The sequence below is a fragment of the Mesorhizobium sp. LEGMi-168a genome (assembly GCF_058312955.1).
Map to the genome: position 1 here is coordinate 135668 of NZ_JBZEGV010000015.1, position 18268 is coordinate 153935.

The 18268-nt window shown below is 65.3% G+C and carries 17 protein-coding genes; 13 read left to right on the forward strand and 4 right to left on the reverse strand.

Features of this window, described 5'->3' with window-relative positions; genetic code table 11:
* Positions 1–17 precede the first annotated feature (17 nt).
* On the reverse strand, positions 18–965 hold the full coding sequence (locus tag AC4FWB_RS20210) for a GlxA family transcriptional regulator (RefSeq protein ID WP_491028022.1): 948 nt from the start codon (positions 963–965) through the stop codon (positions 18–20).
* Positions 966–1051: 86 nt separating this feature from the next.
* On the opposite strand from AC4FWB_RS20210, the gene AC4FWB_RS20215 reads away from it, so the two are divergent.
* The 7 genes from AC4FWB_RS20215 to AC4FWB_RS20245 all read left to right on the forward strand — a co-directional run bounded on the left by AC4FWB_RS20215 (position 1052) and on the right by AC4FWB_RS20245 (position 8139).
* Positions 1052–1756, forward strand: a complete 705-nt coding sequence (locus AC4FWB_RS20215) for a DJ-1/PfpI family protein (RefSeq protein WP_491028023.1) — start codon at positions 1052–1054, stop codon at positions 1754–1756.
* Positions 1757–1875: 119 nt separating this feature from the next.
* On the forward strand, positions 1876–2607 hold the full coding sequence (locus AC4FWB_RS20220) for a FadR/GntR family transcriptional regulator (protein WP_491028024.1): 732 nt from the start codon (positions 1876–1878) through the stop codon (positions 2605–2607).
* Entirely contained in the window at positions 2604–3806 is a 1203-nt protein-coding gene (locus AC4FWB_RS20225) for a PLP-dependent transferase (protein ID WP_491028025.1), read from the forward strand. Before AC4FWB_RS20220 ends, AC4FWB_RS20225 begins: the two co-directional genes overlap by 4 nt.
* 27 nt (positions 3807–3833) lie before the next feature.
* A complete protein-coding gene (locus tag AC4FWB_RS20230) occupies positions 3834–5111 on the forward strand; it encodes an ABC transporter substrate-binding protein (RefSeq protein WP_491028026.1) in 1278 nt (425 codons plus the stop codon).
* Positions 5112–5296: 185 nt separating this feature from the next.
* Entirely contained in the window at positions 5297–6220 is a 924-nt protein-coding gene (locus AC4FWB_RS20235) for a carbohydrate ABC transporter permease (RefSeq protein ID WP_491028027.1), read from the forward strand.
* On the forward strand, positions 6220–7068 hold the full coding sequence (locus tag AC4FWB_RS20240) for a carbohydrate ABC transporter permease (protein ID WP_491028028.1): 849 nt from the start codon (positions 6220–6222) through the stop codon (positions 7066–7068). Before AC4FWB_RS20235 ends, AC4FWB_RS20240 begins: the two co-directional genes overlap by 1 nt.
* Before the next feature lie 3 nt (positions 7069–7071).
* On the forward strand, positions 7072–8139 hold the full coding sequence (locus AC4FWB_RS20245; RefSeq protein WP_491028029.1) for an ABC transporter ATP-binding protein: 1068 nt from the start codon (positions 7072–7074) through the stop codon (positions 8137–8139).
* 9 nt (positions 8140–8148) lie between these two features.
* Here AC4FWB_RS20245 and AC4FWB_RS20250 read toward each other — a convergent pair whose 3' ends face one another.
* From AC4FWB_RS20250 to AC4FWB_RS20260, 3 genes are read right to left on the reverse strand one after another with little or no spacing between them, the layout of a single operon-like run.
* Entirely contained in the window at positions 8149–8994 is an 846-nt protein-coding gene (locus AC4FWB_RS20250) for a TIGR01459 family HAD-type hydrolase (RefSeq protein WP_491028043.1), read from the reverse strand.
* A gap of 2 nt (positions 8995–8996) precedes the next feature.
* Positions 8997–10271 carry an FGGY-family carbohydrate kinase gene (locus AC4FWB_RS20255; protein ID WP_491028030.1) on the reverse strand — a complete coding sequence of 425 codons (1275 nt, stop codon included), beginning with the start codon at positions 10269–10271 and terminating at the stop codon, positions 8997–8999.
* Positions 10272–10275: 4 nt separating this feature from the next.
* A complete protein-coding gene (locus tag AC4FWB_RS20260) occupies positions 10276–11316 on the reverse strand; it encodes a class II aldolase/adducin family protein (protein WP_491028031.1) in 1041 nt (346 codons plus the stop codon).
* A 195-nt stretch (positions 11317–11511) separates the two neighbouring features.
* Between AC4FWB_RS20260 and AC4FWB_RS20265 the strand changes: the two genes are divergently transcribed.
* From AC4FWB_RS20265 to AC4FWB_RS20290, 6 genes are all read left to right on the forward strand, one after another.
* Positions 11512–12294: a DeoR/GlpR family DNA-binding transcription regulator gene (locus AC4FWB_RS20265; RefSeq protein ID WP_491028032.1), complete on the forward strand. Its 783-nt coding sequence runs from the start codon at positions 11512–11514 to the stop codon at positions 12292–12294.
* Complete coding sequence (locus AC4FWB_RS20270) at positions 12291–13667, forward strand: FGGY-family carbohydrate kinase (protein WP_491028033.1); 1377 nt, start codon at positions 12291–12293, stop codon at positions 13665–13667. Before AC4FWB_RS20265 ends, AC4FWB_RS20270 begins: the two co-directional genes overlap by 4 nt.
* Positions 13664–15208: a sugar ABC transporter ATP-binding protein gene (locus tag AC4FWB_RS20275; RefSeq protein ID WP_491028034.1), complete on the forward strand. Its 1545-nt coding sequence runs from the start codon at positions 13664–13666 to the stop codon at positions 15206–15208. The genes AC4FWB_RS20270 and AC4FWB_RS20275 overlap by 4 nt, the downstream gene beginning before the upstream one ends.
* A gap of 17 nt (positions 15209–15225) precedes the next feature.
* A complete protein-coding gene (locus tag AC4FWB_RS20280; RefSeq protein WP_491028044.1) occupies positions 15226–16203 on the forward strand; it encodes an ABC transporter permease subunit in 978 nt (325 codons plus the stop codon).
* Between the two features lie 79 nt (positions 16204–16282).
* Complete coding sequence (locus AC4FWB_RS20285; protein ID WP_491028035.1) at positions 16283–17221, forward strand: ABC transporter substrate-binding protein; 939 nt, start codon at positions 16283–16285, stop codon at positions 17219–17221.
* A gap of 161 nt (positions 17222–17382) precedes the next feature.
* A protein-coding gene (locus AC4FWB_RS20290; protein WP_491028036.1) for an IS5 family transposase occupies positions 17383–18134 on the forward strand; the annotation gives its coding sequence in 2 pieces (ribosomal slippage) (positions 17383–17713 and positions 17713–18134; 753 coding nt in all).
* The last annotated feature ends 134 nt before the right edge of the window (positions 18135–18268 follow it).

Genomic DNA, 18268 nt, shown 5'->3' on the forward strand with positions numbered 1-18268 from the left:
ATCGGCAAGACGATGCGTCAAAAACGTTCGCGATAGTCGCGCGGGTTGGTGCCGAGGGCGCGCAGGAAGCCGCGCCGCATGGTTTCTTCCGAGCCGAAGCCGCAGCGCCGGGCCGCCTGGTTGACGGCCAGCCCTTGCTCCAGCATCCGCCGCGCCGCCTCGATGCGTATCTCCTCGACCGCGCGGGCGGGTGTCCGGCCGGTCGCCTCGCGATAGTGCCGCGAGAAGCTGCGTGGGCTCATATTGGCGCGTTCGGCCAATGTCGCCAGCGAAAGATCGCCGCCCAGATTGTCGAGGATCCAGCCATGCAGTCTGTCGAAGCGCCCGTCGCCATCCTGCAGCTTGAGGGTCTGGCTGAACTGCGCTTGGCCGCCCGGGCGTTTCAGGAAGACGACCAACTCGCGCGCCACCGCAAGCGCCATGCGCCGGCCAAGGTCTGCCTCGACGAAGGAAAGGGCGAGATCGATGCCCGCCGTCACGCCGGCGGACGTCCAGACATTGCCGTCGCGAATGAAGATCGGGTCGGGCTCGAGCCGGACCGCCGGAAAGCGCCGGGCGAACTCGGCGCAGCGTCCCCAATGGGTAACCGCGCGGCGCCCGTCGAGCAGGCCTGCCTCGGCCAGCAGCATGGCGCCACTGCAGACGGAAGCTGTTCGCACCGCGTCGCGCGAGCGGCCGACGACCCACTGGACCAGCTCAGGGTCTTCGCAGGCCGCGTTGACGCCCCACCCGCCAGGCACGATCAGCGTGTCGATCTCGAGCCCGTGCGTCGGCAGCGCTGCTGCCTCCAGCACGAGACCGGCCGACGTCCTGATCCTGGGGGAAGCGGCAACAACCACCACCTCATAGGCAGCCGGCTCGCCGGCCTGCGTCCTGAAATCGTTGGCGCTGGCGAAAACCTGGAGTGGGCCGCTGACGTCGAGAAGCTGGACGTCGGGATAGGCAAGGACTTCGATGCGGCGCATTGGTTTGGCCTGAAATGAGGGGTGATTGGCGATCGCGCCAAAGCATGATGCCTTAGATTGCAGGGAGTCAACCTGAGGAGATTCCCATGACCCTTCGTTTCGGCATCCTTGTGTTTCCCAATGTCCAACAGCTCGACCTCACCGGTCCGTACGAAGTCCTGGCATCGGCAAAGGGCGCCGAGGTGGAATTGATCTGGAAAGATCGCAATCCGGTGATGTCGTCGACGCGTCTAGCCCTCACGCCGACGGCAACCTTCGACGATTGTCCGCCTCTCGACGTGCTGTGCATTCCAGGCGGCGGGGGCGTCAACGCGCTGCTCGAGGACAAGGCGGTTCTCGACTTCGTCTGGGAGCGCGCGGCGCACGCGCGCTATATCACCTCGGTGTGCAGCGGCGCCCTGGTGCTCGGCGCGGCCGGGCTGCTCAAGGGTAAGCGGGCCACCACGCACTGGTATGCGCATGATTTCCTTGAAGAGTTCGGGGCGGTGCCGGTCGATGCGCGCATCGTGGAGGACGGCAAACTGATCACCGCAGGCGGCGTTACCTCAGGCATCGATTTCGGTCTGGCACTGGTCGCAAGGTTGCTCGGCCAGGCCGAAGCGGAGATCGTGCAGCTCTCGCTCGAATATGCCCCGGCTCCTCCCTTTCGCTCGGGCACGCCCGCGGAGTCATCGTCGGCCGTCCTGGCGGAGGCGAAGGAGCGGCTCTCGGCTTCAAGACGGGTTCGCGAGGAGTTGTTCGCGCGCTGGCGCGAGGCTCGTGCGGCCACCCCGGCGCGCATCAGCGCCTGACTGGATCAGACCGGACGGCGCGGATCCGCGCCGTTCGACCTTCTTTCGATTCGCCTGTTGACTCGTCTTACCGCCTGTGCAGAAATTGGTTGGACCATTGAACCACTTTAGGCCACGGCGTGACAGACAGCCTCCCGCCCATTCAGACGACGGCCCGCGATGACGCGGTGCTGAAGGCGTTGGCCGGCTTCGTCCGGCAGGAGGCGCTGGGGCCCGGTGAAAAGCTGCCGACCGAGCGCATCCTTGCCGAGCGCCTGAAGGTCAGCCGCAACACCGTGCGCGAGGCGCTGACGCGCTGGGAGGGGCTGGGCCTCGTCGAGCGGCGGCAAGGCAGCGGCACCTATCTCAAGGCGGCGGTCTCGCCCGACATGCTGCACATGCCGCTGACATTAGCCGGCGGCAACGACTTCGCCGGCCTGATGCGCACGCTGGAGATCCGCCGCGCTCTGGAGGCTGAGGCGGCAGCCCTTTGCGCCGTCCGCGCCGGTAAGGCCGAGATCGCCGAGATCGAGCGCAAGCTCGACATCATGGAAGAGGCCTTCCACACCCGCGCCGGCATGTCGTCGGAAGAGGACTGGGAGTTCCATCAGTCGGTCTACCGCGCTTCCGGCAATCCGCTGTTCGAGCAGATCATCAGCGCCATGCATGAGCTGTTCCACCGTTTTTGGGAACATCCGCTCGGCGTGCGCGATTTCGGCCACGCCAGCTTTCCCTACCACCGCACCATCTTCAATTGCATCGCCGCGCATGACCCTGAAGGAGCCCGCGCCGAAGCGCTGAAGCTCATGGCCACCGTCGAAAACGACCTCAAGCGCGGCGCCGCCAACCTCAAACTTTCGGACCGCAAATGAACGAGCACCCGACCGCTTTCGACCCAGGCATTTCCGCCAGCGACTATCTCAGCGAGGCTGCCACGCTTCTGGCGCATGACGATCCGTTTCCCGGCGGCGCCGTGGTGCCGCCGATCTACCAGACCTCGCTGTTCACCTTCGCCAATTATGCCGACATGGCCGATACCTTCGCTGGCAGGAGAAGGCAGCCGATCTATTCGCGCGGCGACAACCCGACGGTGATGGAGTTCGAGGCGCGCGTTGCGGCTTTGGAAGGCGCCGAGGCCGCACGAGGCTTCTCCAGCGGCATGGCGGCGATCAGCGCCACGGTGCTCGCTTTCGTCGGCGCCGGCGAGCGCATCGTCGCCGTGCGCAACTGCTATGGCGACGCGTACCGGCTGTTCGAACGGCTGTTCCCGCGGCTCAACATCAAGGTCGACTATGTCGACGGCTCTGACCCCGATGCGGTGGCCGCGGCGCTTCCCGGCGCCAAGCTGCTCTACCTCGAAAGCCCGACCTCGATGATGTTCGAGCTGCAGGACATCGCCCATCTGACGCGGCTGGCGAAAGAGCAGGGCATCGTCACCACCATCGACAATTCCTGGGCGACGCCTGTCTTCCAGAAGCCGATCGCGCACGGCGTCGATCTGGTCCTGCATTCGGCCTCCAAATATCTCGGCGGCCACAGCGACACCGTCGCCGGCGTTGTGGCGGGCTCCGCCGCCCACATCAAGCACATCAACGAGCAGACCTATTCCTCGCTCGGCGGCAAGCTGTCGCCTTTCGAAGGCTGGCTGCTGCTGCGCGGCCTGCGAACGCTGCCGCTGCGCTTGCCGCACCACATGAAGAGCGGGCTGACCCTTGCCGAGCGGCTCAAGGCGCATGGCAAGGTCGAGCGGGTCAATCACCCCGCCTATTCCAATCATCCAGGCAAAAAAACATTAGCCGGCTATGCCGGTCTGTTCTCCTTCGAGGTCACGGAGGATGTCGACATTCCGGCTTTCGTCGATGCGCTGAAGCTGTTCCGCATCGGCGTCAGCTGGGGCGGCCATGAAAGCCTGGTCGTGCCGGCAAAGGCCTCGCTCGAGCAGACGCCGGGTCTCAATTCGATGGCGCGCTTCGGCGTCAGCCCCCGAACCATCCGCTTCAATGTCGGGTTGGAAAACGTCGAGGATCTTTGGGCGGACGTCGTCCAGGCCTTCGACAAGTCAAAAAAATAACGGGTGTTCAAAATGGGAGTACCGAACATGAAAAGACTGACAGTCATGCTCGCCGCCGTCGCCGGTCTGGCGATCTCCGCGGGGGCCGCGCTGGCCGATACCACCGTCAAGATGGTCGAGGTCATCACCAGCCCGCCGCGCACCGAATTCCTGAAGAAGCAGATCGCCGAGTTCGAGCAGGCCAATCCCGGCATCAAGGTCGAGCTCGTCTCGCTGCCCTGGGGACAGGCTTTCGAAAAGTTCCTGACCATGGTCCAGGCCGGCGACACGCCCGATGTGGTCGAGATGCCGGAGCGCTGGATGGGCCTCTATGCCAATAACGGCCAGCTCGAGGATCTCGGCCCCTACATGGCCAAATGGGATGACGCCAAGACGCTCGGCGACCGCGCCAAGCAGTTCGGCTCGACCGTCAACAACACGCAGTTCATGATCCCCTACGGCTACTATGTGAACGCGCTGTTCTGGAACAAGAAGCTGTTCAAGGAAGCGGGCCTCGACCGGCCGCCGGCAACCCTCGACGAATTCGTCGAGTTCTCCAAGAAGATCTCGGCTATCCCCGGCAAATACGGCTACTGCCTGCGCGGCGGCCCCGGCGCCTTCAACGGCATGCACATGTTCATGAACATCGCCGACGGCAAGGGCGGCTACTTCACCGAGGACGGCACCTCGACCATCAATGACGAGGGCTCGGTCAAGGGCCTGCAGATGCTGGCCGATATGTACAAGAACGGCCTGGCGCCGAAGGACTCCGTGAGCTGGGGCTTCAACGAGACGGTGACCGGCTTCTATTCCGGCACCTGCGCCATGCTCAACCAGGATCCGGACGCGCTGCTCGGCATCGCCGACAAGATGAGCGCCGACGATTTCGCCGTGGCGCCATTGCCGGTCGGACCGAGCGGCAAGTCCTACCCGACGCTCGGCTATGCCGGCTGGGCGATGTTCGCCAACTCGCAGCACAAGGACGAAGCCTGGAAGCTGATGGCTACGCTGCTCTCGCCCAAGGACAATCTGGAATGGGCCAAGGAAGTCGGTGTCGTGCCGATCCACAACGGCGCCGACCAGGACGCCCATTTCAAGACCGAGCAGTTCAAGGGCTGGTTCACCGAGCTCAGCGACAGCTCCAAATATGAAATGGTGACGCCGCCGACGCATCTGGAAAACCTCGGCAATTTCGTCGACCAGGTGGCGATCAAGAACTTCCAGGAAGTGCTGCTCGGCCAGAAGCCGGCCAAAGACGTGGCCGACGAATGGGCCAAGTTCCTGACCAAGGAACAGCAGGACTGGCTGGCCAAGAACAAGAAGTAGGGTCCCCTTTCTTCCTTCTCCCCGCTTGCGGGGAGAAGGTGGCCCGATAGGGTCGGATGAGGGGCAGCGCCATACTTTCATAAGTTCGCGCCGCCCCTCATCTGCCTGCCGGCATCTTCTCCCCGTGAACGGGGAGAAGGACGCTGTCGCCTACGCCGGCCCCCACTCATCAACGCGAGCACCGTATGACCTACGCAGTGTCCGAAATCCGATCAGCCAGCCGGCCGCGAAAGACGCGGCTGACCAAGGCCGCGATCGAGCCATGGCTTTATCTTTCGCCGGCTATCGTCCTGCTGGTCGTGGTGCTTCTGGTGCCGCTGATCATCGGCATCAGCTATTCGTTCCGCAAGTTCTCGGCCTTCAAGTCGGAATATGTCGGCCTCGGCCAATACCAGGCGATGCTTTCCGACGCCGTGCTCGGCCAAGCGCTGATCAACACGCTGTGGTGGACCGTCGCCAGCCTGTTTTTCCAGTTTTTCCTTGGGCTTGGCCTCGCGCTCCTGCTCGACAAGCCGTTCTATGGCCGCAGGATCGTGCAGGCGGTGGTGTTCCTGCCCTGGGCGGTGCCGTCGTTCCTCTCCGGCCTCACCTGGGCCTGGCTGTTCAACCCGATCATCGGCCCGCTGCCGCACTGGCTCTATGCGCTCGGCCTCAAGGCCGAGCCGACCAATGTGCTGTCCGACCCCGCCACTGCCATGTGGGGGCCGATCGTCGCGAACATCTGGTTCGGCATCCCCTTCTTCGCCATCACCCTGCTCGCCGCGCTGAAGTCGATCCCGTCCGAATTGCATGAGGCGGCGGCCATCGACGGCGCCTCGCCCTGGCAGCGCTTCACCAAGGTGACGCTGCCCTTCCTGGCGCCGACCATCGTCATTACCGTCATGCTGCGCACCATCTGGATCGCCACCTTCGCCGATTTGATCTTCGTCATGACCGAGGGCGGACCGGCGGGCTCGACCAGCACGGTGCCGGTCTACATCTATGTCAGCGCCTTCAAGTCGCTGGACAAAGGCTATGCCTCGGCCGTCGCGGTGCTGCTGCTGGTGCTGCTCATCGCCTACGCGGTCGGGCTGATCGCCATCCGCCGCACGCTTGTGAGGCATGTCTGATGATCGCCGGTCGCTCCACCACTTCGCGCATCGCCGGCGGCATCGGCCTTTACCTGGCCATCGCGGCATTCGTGATCTTCGCGCTGTTCCCGATCTTCTGGACGCTGAAGATCTCGGTGACGCCGGAGCGGCTGCTCTATTCCGAAGGCATCACCTTCTGGCCGTCGGAAATGACGCTCAAGAACTTCGACACCGTGCTGGAGGCCTCCGACTTCCCGCGCTATTTCCTCAACAGCGTCATCGTCTCGGTGTCGACAGCGGCTTTTGTCACCGTCATAGCCACGCTGGCCGGCTATGCGATGTCGCGCTTCACCTTTCGCGGCAAGGCGACTTTAGCCATCCTGCTGCTGCTCACCCAGACCTTCCCGCTGGTCATGGTCATTCCGCCGATCTACCGCATCATGGGCGACCTCGGCCTCACCAACAGCCTGATCGGGCTGATCATCATCTACACCGCCTTCAACACCGCCTTCGCCACCTTCCTGATGCAGTCCTTCTTCGACGGCATCCCGAAGGACCTGGAGGAAGCGGCGATGATCGACGGCTGCACGCGCGCTCAGGCGATGCGCAGGGTGATCGTGCCGCTGACCCTGCCGGGCATGGGCGCCACGCTCGGCTTCGTCTTCACCGCCGCCTGGAGCGAATTGCTGTTCGCGCTGATGCTGATCTCCGGCGACGAGCAGAAGACTTTCGCGGTCGGCCTGCTCACCTTCATCGGCAAGTTCGCCGTCGACTGGGGGCAGATGATGGCGGCGTCCATCCTGGCGCTGATCCCGGTCTGCATCTTCTTCGCCTTCCTGCAACGCTATCTCGTCACCGGCCTCACCGCCGGCGCGGTCAAAGGATAATCGATGGCTTCCGTCACGCTGCAACATGTCGAGAAGGATTACGGCGCGCTGCGCATCCTGCACGGCGTCGATCTCGAGATCGCCGATGGCGAGTTCGTCGTCCTGGTCGGCCCGTCCGGCTGCGGCAAGTCCACGCTGCTGCGCATGATCGCTGGCCTTGAGGAGGTGACCGGCGGCGAGATCCGCATCGGCGAGCGGCTGGTCAACGACGTCGCGCCGAAGGACCGCGACATTGCCATGGTGTTCCAGTCCTACGCGCTCTACCCGCATATGGACGTCTCCTCGAACATGGGCTTCAGCCTGATGCTGAAGAAGGCCGAGAAGACGACGATCGACGGCAGGGTAGGCGCCGCCGCCAAACGCCTTGGCCTCGAGACCTTGCTCGGCCGCCTGCCGCGCCAGCTCTCCGGCGGCCAGCGCCAGCGCGTCGCCATGGGCCGCGCCATCGTGCGCGACCCGAAAGTCTTCCTGTTCGACGAGCCGCTCAGCAACCTCGACGCCAAGTTGCGCGTCCATATGCGCGCCGAGATCAAGGCGCTGCATCAGCAGCTCAAGACCACCTCGGTCTATGTCACCCATGACCAGGTCGAGGCCATGACCATGGCCGACCGCATCGTCGTCATGCATGACGGCTATGTCCAGCAGGTCGGCCATCCGCTGGAGCTCTACGACCGCCCGGCCAACACTTTCGTTGCCGGCTTCATCGGCTCGCCCGGCATGAACTTTTTGCCGGCGAAGGTTGCCAAGGGTGGCAAGGTGGATGCCGTGCTGGCCGACGGCCAGAAGCTGCGGCTGCCCGACGGCCTGCCTTTGGCAGATGGCGATGCGCTCACTGTCGGGCTGCGGCCTGAGCACATCAGGCTGGTCGACGACGGCGCCCTCAAGGCCGAGGTCGAAGTCGTCGAGCCGCTTGGCCTGTCGACGCAGTTCTATGTCAGGCTGGCCAACCAGCAGATTTGCGTCTTCGTCATGGGCCGAAGCGACGTGAAGCCAGGCGACACGGTCCGGCTGTCAGCCGACCCGGCGGCGCTGCACCTCTTCGATCCGGCGAGCGGAAACCGGATCGGGTAAGCCCGCGGATCAACGCCAGCGGAAGGCATCCAGAGTGTAGTCGGGCCACGCGCCAAGCTCTTGGAAAAGCCCGGTCAAGTCGCCGGCATCGGCCAATATCCCCGACTTGACCAGCACAGTCGCCACGCCGGCGGCACGGCCTCCGGCGATATCGTGCTCGACGCTGTCGCCGACGCAGATCACGTTGCCGCGCGCCGGATTTCCCGCAAGCGCCAGCGCCGCCTCATAGATCGCAGGATCGGGCTTGCCGATACGGGTGACGCTGCCGCCGAGTCTCTCGTAGAGATCGGCAATTTCGCCGGCGCCGAAGCGCGGCCCAACCGCGGTCAGCATGATCCGGTCGGGGTTGGTGCAAAAGCATGGCACCCGTCGCGCCGCCGCCGGGCCTAGCAGCGCGCTGTAATAATCGAAATCGTAGCGGTCGCCCTCGCTGGCAGCGAGCAGCACCAGCTCTGCATCGTCGCCGCGTTCGGCCAGGGTCAAGGGTAAGCCATCGATCGCCGAACGGTCGCCGTCGCGGCTGATCAGCAGGCATTTTGTCCCTGCTCGCAGCGCGCCCGAGCCCACCATGTCCTTGAAAATGCGCCAGGCGACCTCGCCGGACGAGACGAAATGGTCCCAGCTTCCCGGCTCGAAACCGAGCTTCAGCAGCCGCCGTTCGTTGGGTTCCGCCCGCCTGCCGGAATTGGAGACCAGCACCACCGTCTTGCCGGCGCGCTTCAGCGCCGACACGGCTTCGACTGCGCCCGGATAAGCCCGCTGCCCGTCGTGCAGCACGCCGAATTGGTCGAGCAGGAACACGTCGTAGCGTTCGGCGAGCGCTCCGATCCCATCGAGATGCCTGGCTTGCGTCATGTTCACAGCAGCCCCGCCTCTCTTGCGCCCATCAGCGCCAGCCGCGCCGTCCCGGAGGCGGCCTCATCGGAGAGCGCGGGCAGGAAATCGACGCCGAGCTTGCGTTGCCGGATCGCGGTCCAGGCGGCGTTGGCGGCACCGCCGCCGACGCTGCGGACCGAGGTGAGCTTCGGTGTGCCGAGTTCGGCAAGCCTCTGGTAGCCGAGTGCCTCGATGGCCGCGATGCCCTCCAGCATCGCCTTCAGATAGTCGGCGTCGGATCCCGGGCGGGGCAGAAGGCGCGGCTTGAGCATCGGATCGGCAATGGGGAAACGCTCGCCAGCCGAGGCGAGCGGATAATAGTCGAGGCCGGTCTCGGTCGCGGGGTCGATCGCGGCGCTGAGCTCGATGATGCGCGCTAGCGAAAAATGCCGGGCGAGCACCTTGCCGCCGGTGTTCGACGCGCCGCCGGCCAGCCAGGCGTCGCCGAGCCGGTGGCTGTAGATGCCATAGCGCGGCGCCGAGATCGGCCGGTCGGACAAGATCTTGATGGTCAGCGACGATCCGAGCGCGGTGACGCCGTCGCCGGCGGCCGTGGCGCCCGTCGCCAGGAACGAGGCGCAGCCATCCGTCGTGCCGGCGACGATCGCCGCATCGCGCGGCAGGCCGAACAGGTCGGCGGCGGTGGCCGTGAGCCTGCCTGTCACGCTGGCCGGCCTGACGACTGCCGGCAGCAGTTCCATGCGCATGCCGGCTTTCACGATCCAGTCAGGCCAGCGGCGTTCCTCGGCATCGTAGCCGGTCTTCAGGCTGTTGTTTTCGTCGCTGACGTCGAAGCGGCCCGAGAATTGCCCGGCGATCCAGTCGGCCTGGTGCAGCACGGCATGGACGCCAGGCAGGCGCTGGAACCAGAGCGCCTTGGCAAGGCCGGATGTCGCCCCATGCGCGGCGCTCGCTTCCGGCGCCGCGCCGGCGATCGCGGCGAGGATGGCGTCGTCCGAAACCTTGTCGTTGTACATCAGCGGCTCGGCCAGCGGCCGCCCGGCGCCATCGACCGGCAGCAAGCTGCCCGACGTGCCGTCGACGGCGATCGCGCGCACCGCACTGCGATCGATACGCGAGAAGAGCTCCCTCAGCGTCGCCTCGACCGCCGCCCACCAGACGGCGGGATCGCGGCCGTTCGCGCCAAAGCGATCGAGCGGCACGGCGGCGCGCACTGCGATGGAAAAATCCGGATGCATCGCGACGGCGCGCGACCCGGAGGTGCCGATGTCGATGCCTATGGCAAGTGGCGCCATTCACCTAACCCGCGGCGTTGAGTTTCTGGCGATACTGCTCGGCATCCCAGTTGACCAGCTCGTCATTCTCGGCGGCGGTGAGATAGTTCAGCCGGGCTTTGGTGTCGATCCGAGCAGTGACATCGGCAAGGCAGCGTTGCATGGCGTCCGCGCCGGAGCTGGCATCGCCACGCATCAGCACGCCGGCGTCGGCAAAGAGGATCGCGGCCGGCTTCCTGCCCAGCCGTGCAATGACGTCGCCAACCTGCTCGCCGGGCCTTGCCACCACGGAACCCTGACCGAGGAAGATGACATGGTCGGGATAGAGGCTGCCGGCTTCGGCCATGCGGCGGCTGTCCGCATCGAGCGCGACCGCATGCGCCTCGACATCCACCGGCAGTCTGTAGCCGCTGCCGCCGGCAAGCGCCGTCAGCGCCGCGGTATCGGCTTGCGCCACCGCGCGCGCCGGGCGCGCCAGCAGCGATCTGACCCGATGCAGCAGGCGCTCCGCCCCGGCCACGGTCTCCGCCGCGACGACCAGCCCGTGATTGCCGAGGATCAGCACGTCGACCCCCGGCCGAAGCCGCTCGGCGATGCCCTGGGCAAGCGGCAGGCCCGGACGGCGATAGGGAACATAGGCCCATTCGATGCCGTCGAGACGCCGCGCGGCCTCGGTCTCGCAATCGGCCTGGACCGCAAGTGAGATCGTGTCGACGCAATGGACATGCAGCACGACGCGTTGCGGCATCAGCGCGTGCACGGTGGTCTCGATCGACGGGCGCAAGCCGCGCGGATTGAGGGCATCGATGGCGAAGGCCTGCGGCTTGTCGGCGGCCGGATCGCGCCGTTCGACGGCCTCGATCAGCGGCACCATCGCCACCGGCACCATGATGTCATCCGACAATGCGTCCCTCAGCCAGGTGCCGGAGGCCTTGATCCACAGCGTGTCGCCGGCCTTCAGCGATGTATTGCCGCCCGCCGCCTGGGTCAGATGCGGGTTGCCGCCGATGCTGGCCGAAAGCGCCCGCAAGGCGGCCAGTTCCTGCGCGTCAGCTTGGGTCGCCATGGCGCTTGTCCTCCAACGGCTTGGCCTGGTTCTCGCACGATCTCCCGTCGCCGGGAGCAATGGCGCTGATATCGCAGATGCGAGCGATCTCCGTCAACTGTGATCTAATATCATCAAATCCGGCTTGCAATCTGGCTAATGTTGAGTAAGTTGCACCAATTGCCGTGGGAAAATGGCATTTCGGGAGGAAAAGGGTTGAGCGACTCCGGCCGCCAGCGTCAGATCGTCGAGCTCCTACGGGACCGCCCCTTTGCATCGGTGCGCGACCTGCAGGAACGGCTTGGCGTTTCGGCCGCGACGGTCAGGCGCGACATCGACAAGATCGATGAGGCTGGCGAGGCGCGGAAGGTCTATGGCGGCATATCCGCCCTTGACGGTGCTGCCCATGCCGGGGTCGCCTTTGCCAGGCCCTATGACGAGAACCGCGATCTGGCGGTGGACGCCAAGCGGCAGATCGCCGCCGTCGCCGCGACCATGGTGCGCGACGGCGACGCCGTCATCGTCCATGGCGGCTCGACCTGCTTCCACCTCGGCGTCAAGCTTGCCGACCGCAACATCCGCCTGTTCACCAATTCCATGCCGCTCGCGGCCTATCTCAGCGACCACGGTCACTGCAGCCTGACCATCGCCGGCGGCGATCTGCACCGCGAGCCCGGCATCATCCACTCGCTCACCCAGGCCGTGCCGTTCTACGCCTCGAAATTCTTTCTCGGCGCGCAAGGCCTCGGCCATGAAGGCGTGCTGGAATCGCATCCGCTGCTGGTGCGCTCGATCGTCGATCTCAGTCTCTGCGCCGACCAGATCGTCGTGCTGGCCGATAGTCGCAAGCTGTCGATCCACGCCCGCAATGTCGCGCTGCCGCTGTCGCGTATCGGCACGCTGGTGACCGATGACGGCCTCTCCGATGCCGATGCGCGCATGCTGGAGGACGCCGGCGTCGCCGTGCGCATCGCCCCGTCCGCGGGAGCCCTCCCGTGAAGGTGGCGGTGCTCGATTTTGGCAAGACCAATTCGAAGCTCTTCGTCTTCGGTCAGGACGGGCGCATCGTCGACGAGCGGCGCACCAAACCCGACTGGATACGCAAGGGCGGCCTCAGTGTGCTCGACGAGTCGGCGCTGCATGACTGGGCGCTCGATGCCGTCGACGAGGCCGTCGACCGCAATGGCATCGAAGGCCTGATGGTGTCCGGCCATGGCTGCACCTTCGCCTTGGTCGACGAGACGGCGCTGACGCATCCGATACTCGATTACGAACAGGAACCGCCGGCCGAAATCGCTGCGCGGATCGACCGCCGCATTCCCGATTTCGCCGAGACCTTTTCGCCGCGCCTACCGCTTGGCTTCAACTACGGCCGTCACATGCTGTGGCTGAAAGAACTGGAGCCTGGCGCCTTCGCAGCGGCGACGGCGATCCTCGGCTATCCGCAATTTTGGAGCTGGCGCTTCGGCGGCCGAGCCGTTTCGGAAGTGTCCTATCTCGGCTGCCACTCGCATCTGTGGGCGCCGCGCAAGCGCGACTTCTCCTCGCTGGTCGACGCCGAAGGCTGGCGTGGCAAGATGCCAGCCTTCGCGCGCGCCGGCGCCGTCACCGGCGAGCGGCGGCTTGGCCGGGCCGGCAGGCCGGTCGCCATCCACAATGGCGTCCATGACTCGAACGCCGCGCTCCATGCCTACCGGCGGCAGGAACTCGGGCGGCTCACCGTGGTGTCGACGGGCACCTGGGTGATCGTGCTCAATCCGGACTGCCCGCTCGATGCGCTCGACCGCGACCGCGACATGCTGGTCAATGTCGATGTCGATGGCGGTCCGGTTCCCACCATCCGCTTCATGGGCGGGCGCGAATTCGCCGTGATCAGCGGCAACTGGCAGGGCGCGATTGCGCCGGCCTCGATACAGCGCGCGATCGATGCCGGGATCACGGCCCTGCCGAGCTTTGCGCCTGGCGGCCCGATGCCCGGCCAAACAGGTGAAATCGTAGGGCGCGTCTCCGATGCCGAGGAACGCGCGGCCGTGGCGCTGCTTTACGTGGCGCTGATGATCGATCTGTCGCTCGACCTGATCCGGTCGCGAGACGCCGTCATCGTCGATGGCGGCCTGAACGCTGGCGGCTTGCTTGCCGGCCTGTTGGCTCAGCTTCGTCCCGGCCAGTCCTTCATGCAGGGCGCCACCCTGGAAGGCAGCGCGACCGGCGCGGCCGCGCTCGCCTTCGAGAGCGCCGGCCGCGAGTTCGCCGCCGACAGGCCGGAGCCGGTGCGCGCCGCAAGCTTCAAAGGCCTTGCCGGCTACCGCGACGACTGGCGCGGCCTCATTGCCGAGCGCGGCATCGCTGCTTCGGCGGGAGGCGCGCGATGACCGCCGCTGCCCGTATCGGGGCGACGCAAAGGCCGGTGCTGGAGATGCGTCACATCTCCAAGACCTTCGGTCCCATCCGCGCCCTGCAGGATGTATCGCTCGCCGTCAACGCCGGCGAGCTGCACGCATTGATGGGCGAGAACGGCGCCGGCAAATCGACGCTGATGAAGGTGCTGTCCGGCGCCTATCGGCCTGACGCCGGCGGCGAGATCCTGATCGACGGCGCGCCGGTCGCCACCGGCGATCCGATCAAGGCTCGCGCCCATGGCATCGCCGTCATCTACCAGGAGCTGTCGCTGGCGCCGAACCTCACGGTCGCGCAGAACATCTTCCTCGGCAACGAGCCGCGCAGGTTCGGCATCGTCGACCGCGACCAATGCAACCGCCGCGCCAGGGAAATCATCGAACGGCTTGGCGTCTCCTTCTCGGCGCGCGCCCTGGTCTCCAGCCTGTCGCTCGGCGAGCGTCAGCTGGTCGAGATCGCCCGCGCACTGTCGACCAGCGCCCGCATCATCGTCATGGACGAGCCGACCACCTCGCTGACCTCGCGCGAGACCGACCGGTTGTTCGAGGTGATCGCGACGCTGAAGGCGCAAGGCATCGCCATCATCTACATCAGCCATCGCATGGAAGAGGTCTACCAGCTCGCCGACCGCGTCAGCGTGCTGCGCGACAGCGGCTATGTCGGCACGCTGGAGCGCGCCGATCTCAACGCGTCGCGCCTGGTCTCGATGATGGTCGGCCGCGATCTGTCGGCCTTCTACAAGAAGGATCACCGGCCGCCGGACAGCAAGCGCAAGGTGGCGCTGTCGGTGCGCGGCATGTCGGACGGCAGGCTGCTGAAAAATTGCTCCTTCGACCTTTACCACGGCGAGGTGCTGGCGCTGGCCGGGCTGGTCGGCTCCGGCCGCACCGAGCTCGCCAGGCTGATCTTCGGCGCCGACCGGCGCAGCGCCGGTGAGCTGGAGCTCGACGGCAAGCCGATCGCCATCGCCTCGCCGCGCGTGGCGCTCGATGCCGGCATCGCCTATCTCACCGAGGACCGCAAGGAGCTCGGCCTGTTCCTCGACATGTCGATCTCGGACAACATCAATATGGGCGTGCTGGCCAGGGACGCGCGCGCCGGCGGCTTTCGCGATTTCGCCACGGCCGACCGGCGTGCCGCCAAGGCAATCGCCGACCTCTCGATCCGCACCGGGTCAGCGCGGGCCAATGCCGGGTCGCTGTCGGGCGGCAACCAGCAGAAGGTTCTGCTCGCCCGCCTGCTGGAGACCGAGCCGAAGGTCGTCATCCTCGACGAGCCGACGCGCGGCGTCGACGTCGGCGCCAAGTCGGAAATCTACCGGCTGATCGACAGTCTCGCCAACAAGGGCATCGCCATCCTGATGATCTCCAGCGAACTGCCGGAAGTGATCGGGGTCGCCGACCGGGTGCTGGTGATGCGCGACGGCGCCATCGCCGGCGAGGTGACGGCGTCCGCGGGCGAACCGCTTCGCCAGGAAGCGATCATGGAACTTGCGACGGGAGCGGCCCAGGAATGACCGACAAGACAACGGCGATGGCGACAGCGGATCAGGCGGCGGTCAGAAACCGGCGGCTGCGCACGGCCTTCGCCGCCCTCGGCATGCTGCCGGTTCTGGTGCTGCTTGCGGCCGGCTTCCAGTTCATCAATCCGCGCTTCCTCACCGGCACCAATCTGCTGATCGTCACCCAGCAATCGTCGATCAACATCGTGCTTGCCGCCGGCATGACCTTCGTCATCCTGACCGGCGGCATCGACCTCTCCGTCGGCTCGATCCTCGCCGCCTCGGCGATGGTGGCCGTGCTGGTATCGCTGGTGCCGGACTGGGGCATGCTCGGCATTCCCGCCGCCATTCTGATCGGCCTCGGCTTCGGCGTCATCAACGGCCTGCTCGTCGCCTATATCAGGCTGCCGCCCTTCATCGTCACGCTCGGCTCGCTCACTGCGGTCCGAGGCGTCGCCCGCCTGCTCGGCGAGGACACGACGGTGTTCAATTCCGACCTGCCGTTCGACTTCATCGGCAACGGCTCGCTGTTCGGCATTCCGTGGCTGGTCATCATCGCGCTGACGGTGGTGGTGCTGTCCTGGCTGGTGCTCAAGCGCACCGTGCTCGGCACCTGGATCTACGCCGTGGGCGGCAACGCCGAGGCGGCGCGGCTCACCGGCATCAAGGTGCCGCTGGTGCTGCTCTTCGTCTATGGCGTGTCCGGTCTGCTCGCCGGCCTCGGCGGCGTCATGTCGGCGGCGAGGCTCTACGCCGCCAACGGTCTGCAGCTCGGCCAGTCCTATGAACTCGACGCCATCGCCGCCGTCATTCTCGGCGGCACCAGCTTCGTCGGCGGCGTCGGCTCGATCTGGGGCACGCTGATCGGCGGCCTGATCATCGCGGTGCTCTCCAACGGGCTCATTTTGGCCGGTGTCTCGGACATCTGGCAGTACATCATCAAGGGATTGGTCATCATCGTGGCGGTCGCCCTCGACCGTTACCGGCTCCAGGCCGGAGCAAGAACGTGATTGACCTTGGTCGCCGGCCCTAGCCGGATTGTGTGTAACGCACCGTGAGAGGCGCGGGGCAATCGGAGGAAGCAAGTAAATGAAGACCATCGCCAAACTGCTCTGCGGCGCCGCCCTCGCGGCCATCGCCGTCGCGCCGGCATCGGCCAAGGACCTTAACAAGGTCGGCATCTCGGTCGGCCTGCTCGGCAACCCCTTCTTCGTCGCCACCATCAAGGGCATCGAGGACGCAGCCAAGAAGATCAATCCCAAGGTCGAGGTGACGTCGGTGTCGGCGGACTACGACCTCAACAAGCAGGTCTCGCAGGTCGACTCCTTCATCGCCGCCGGCGTCGACGTGATCATGCTCAACGCCGTCGACGCCAAGGCGATCGCGCCTGCCGTCAAGAAGGCCCAGGCAGCCGGCATCGTGGTCGCCGCCTTCGACGTTTCGGCGCCAGGCGCCGACGTCACCGTGATGACCAACAACGTCAAGGCCGGCGAGGAGGCTTGCCAGTACCTGGTCGACCACACCGGCGGCAAGGGCAACTACGTCATCCTCAACGGCCCGGCCTCGTCGTCGATCCTGGAGCGCGTCAAGGGCTGCAAGAACGTTCTCGCGCAGCATTCCGACATCAAGATCCTGTCCGACGACCAGAACGCCGAAGGCTCGCGCGATGGCGGCCTGAAAGTGTTCCAGTCGCTGCTCACCCGCTTCGACAAGATCGACGCGGTGTTCGCCATCAACGACCCGACGGCGATCGGCGCCCAGCTCGCGGCCAAGCAGCTCAACCGCTCGGAATTCATCTTCACCGCGGTCGACGGCGCGCCCGATATCGAGAAGGAGTTCGCTTCCGGCACCTCGATGATCAAGGCTTCTGCCTCGCAGGATCCCTATGTGATGGCCGGCCAGTCGCTGACGATGGCGGCCGACGTGCTTGCCGGCAAGAAGCCGGCCGAGCCGACCGTGCTGCTCGATCCGAAGCTGATCACCGCCGAGAACCTCAAGGACTACAAGGGCTGGACGGCGGCCCGCTAACGCTGCTCCTAGAGCAATTCCAGGAAAAGTGTGAAACGGTTTTCCGTCCGGATTTGCGTAAAAACGAAGAGATAGAGCGGTTCGGCGATTCTGTGAAACGCTGAACCGCTCTAAGGCCTGTGGGGATTCACGAAAGCTTGGCGATGTGATTCAAGCTTTTGATGGAGCGATTCGTACTGACAGACGCCCAATGGGCGAAGATGGAGCCGCACTGCCTGGGTAAGCCGACGGACCCCGGGCGCAGCGGCAGCGACAACCGCCTCTTCATAGAGGCTGTTCTGTGGATCGTGCGCACGGGCAGTCCGTGGCGCGATCTGCCGGCGATGTTTGGGAACTGGAGCACCGCCTTCAGGCGCTTCAGCGACTGGCGCAAGGCCGATGTCTTTGTGAGGCTCTTCGAAGCCTGTTCGGATGAGCCCGACATGGAATACGCCATGGTCGATGCAACCATTGTCAAGGTCCACCGCCACGGCCAGGGCGCAAAAGGGGGACTCAGAGCCAGGCCATAGGTCGTTCCAAGGGCGGCATGACTACCAAGATCCTCGCGCTCACCGATGCGCTCGGCAACCTCGTGCGGTTCGAACTCCTGCCTGGCCATCGCTTCGACACGGTCGGGGTGGAGCCGCTGCTTCAAGACATCGAATTTGGCGCACTGATCGCCGACAAGGCATTCGACAGCGATCACATCATTGCCGATCTCAACGATCGTGGCGCCAAGATCGTCATCTCCCAACATTCAAGACGTACAAAGCCGCTGCCGCTTGATCGTGAAGTCTATAAGTGGCGCCATCTCATCGAGAACTTCTTTTGCAAGCTCAAGGAATTCAAACGCATCGCCATGCGAGCCGAAAAAACCGACCAGAGCTATTCAGCTATGATCTACCTCGCTGCCGCCGTCATAAACTCTCGATGAATCCCCACAGACCTTAGAGCATGATGCCGAAAAGTGTGAAGCGGTTTTCGGACGACATCATGCTCTATCTCTTTGATTTAGAGCCGGATTCAGATTTCAGGTCGAACAGACCTGAAATCATCCGGCTCTAGGTT

Excerpts from the sequence above, each read along its gene's own strand:
- AC4FWB_RS20210 (WP_491028022.1), bottom strand. The coding sequence starts at position 965 with ATGCGCCGCATCGAAGTCCTTGCCTATCCCGACGTCCAGCTTCTCGAC.
- AC4FWB_RS20215 (WP_491028023.1), top strand. The coding sequence starts at position 1,052 with ATGACCCTTCGTTTCGGCATCCTTGTGTTTCCCAATGTCCAACAGCTC.
- AC4FWB_RS20225 (WP_491028025.1), top strand. The coding sequence starts at position 2,604 with ATGAACGAGCACCCGACCGCTTTCGACCCAGGCATTTCCGCCAGCGAC.
- AC4FWB_RS20230 (WP_491028026.1), top strand. The coding sequence starts at position 3,834 with ATGAAAAGACTGACAGTCATGCTCGCCGCCGTCGCCGGTCTGGCGATC.
- AC4FWB_RS20235 (WP_491028027.1), top strand. The coding sequence starts at position 5,297 with ATGACCTACGCAGTGTCCGAAATCCGATCAGCCAGCCGGCCGCGAAAG.
- AC4FWB_RS20240 (WP_491028028.1), top strand. The coding sequence starts at position 6,220 with ATGATCGCCGGTCGCTCCACCACTTCGCGCATCGCCGGCGGCATCGGC.
- AC4FWB_RS20245 (WP_491028029.1), top strand. The coding sequence starts at position 7,072 with ATGGCTTCCGTCACGCTGCAACATGTCGAGAAGGATTACGGCGCGCTG.
- AC4FWB_RS20250 (WP_491028043.1), bottom strand. The coding sequence starts at position 8,994 with ATGACGCAAGCCAGGCATCTCGATGGGATCGGAGCGCTCGCCGAACGC.
- AC4FWB_RS20255 (WP_491028030.1), bottom strand. The coding sequence starts at position 10,271 with ATGGCGCCACTTGCCATAGGCATCGACATCGGCACCTCCGGGTCGCGC.
- AC4FWB_RS20260 (WP_491028031.1), bottom strand. The coding sequence starts at position 11,316 with ATGGCGACCCAAGCTGACGCGCAGGAACTGGCCGCCTTGCGGGCGCTT.
- AC4FWB_RS20275 (WP_491028034.1), top strand. The coding sequence starts at position 13,664 with ATGACCGCCGCTGCCCGTATCGGGGCGACGCAAAGGCCGGTGCTGGAG.
- AC4FWB_RS20280 (WP_491028044.1), top strand. The coding sequence starts at position 15,226 with ATGGCGACAGCGGATCAGGCGGCGGTCAGAAACCGGCGGCTGCGCACG.
- AC4FWB_RS20285 (WP_491028035.1), top strand. The coding sequence starts at position 16,283 with ATGAAGACCATCGCCAAACTGCTCTGCGGCGCCGCCCTCGCGGCCATC.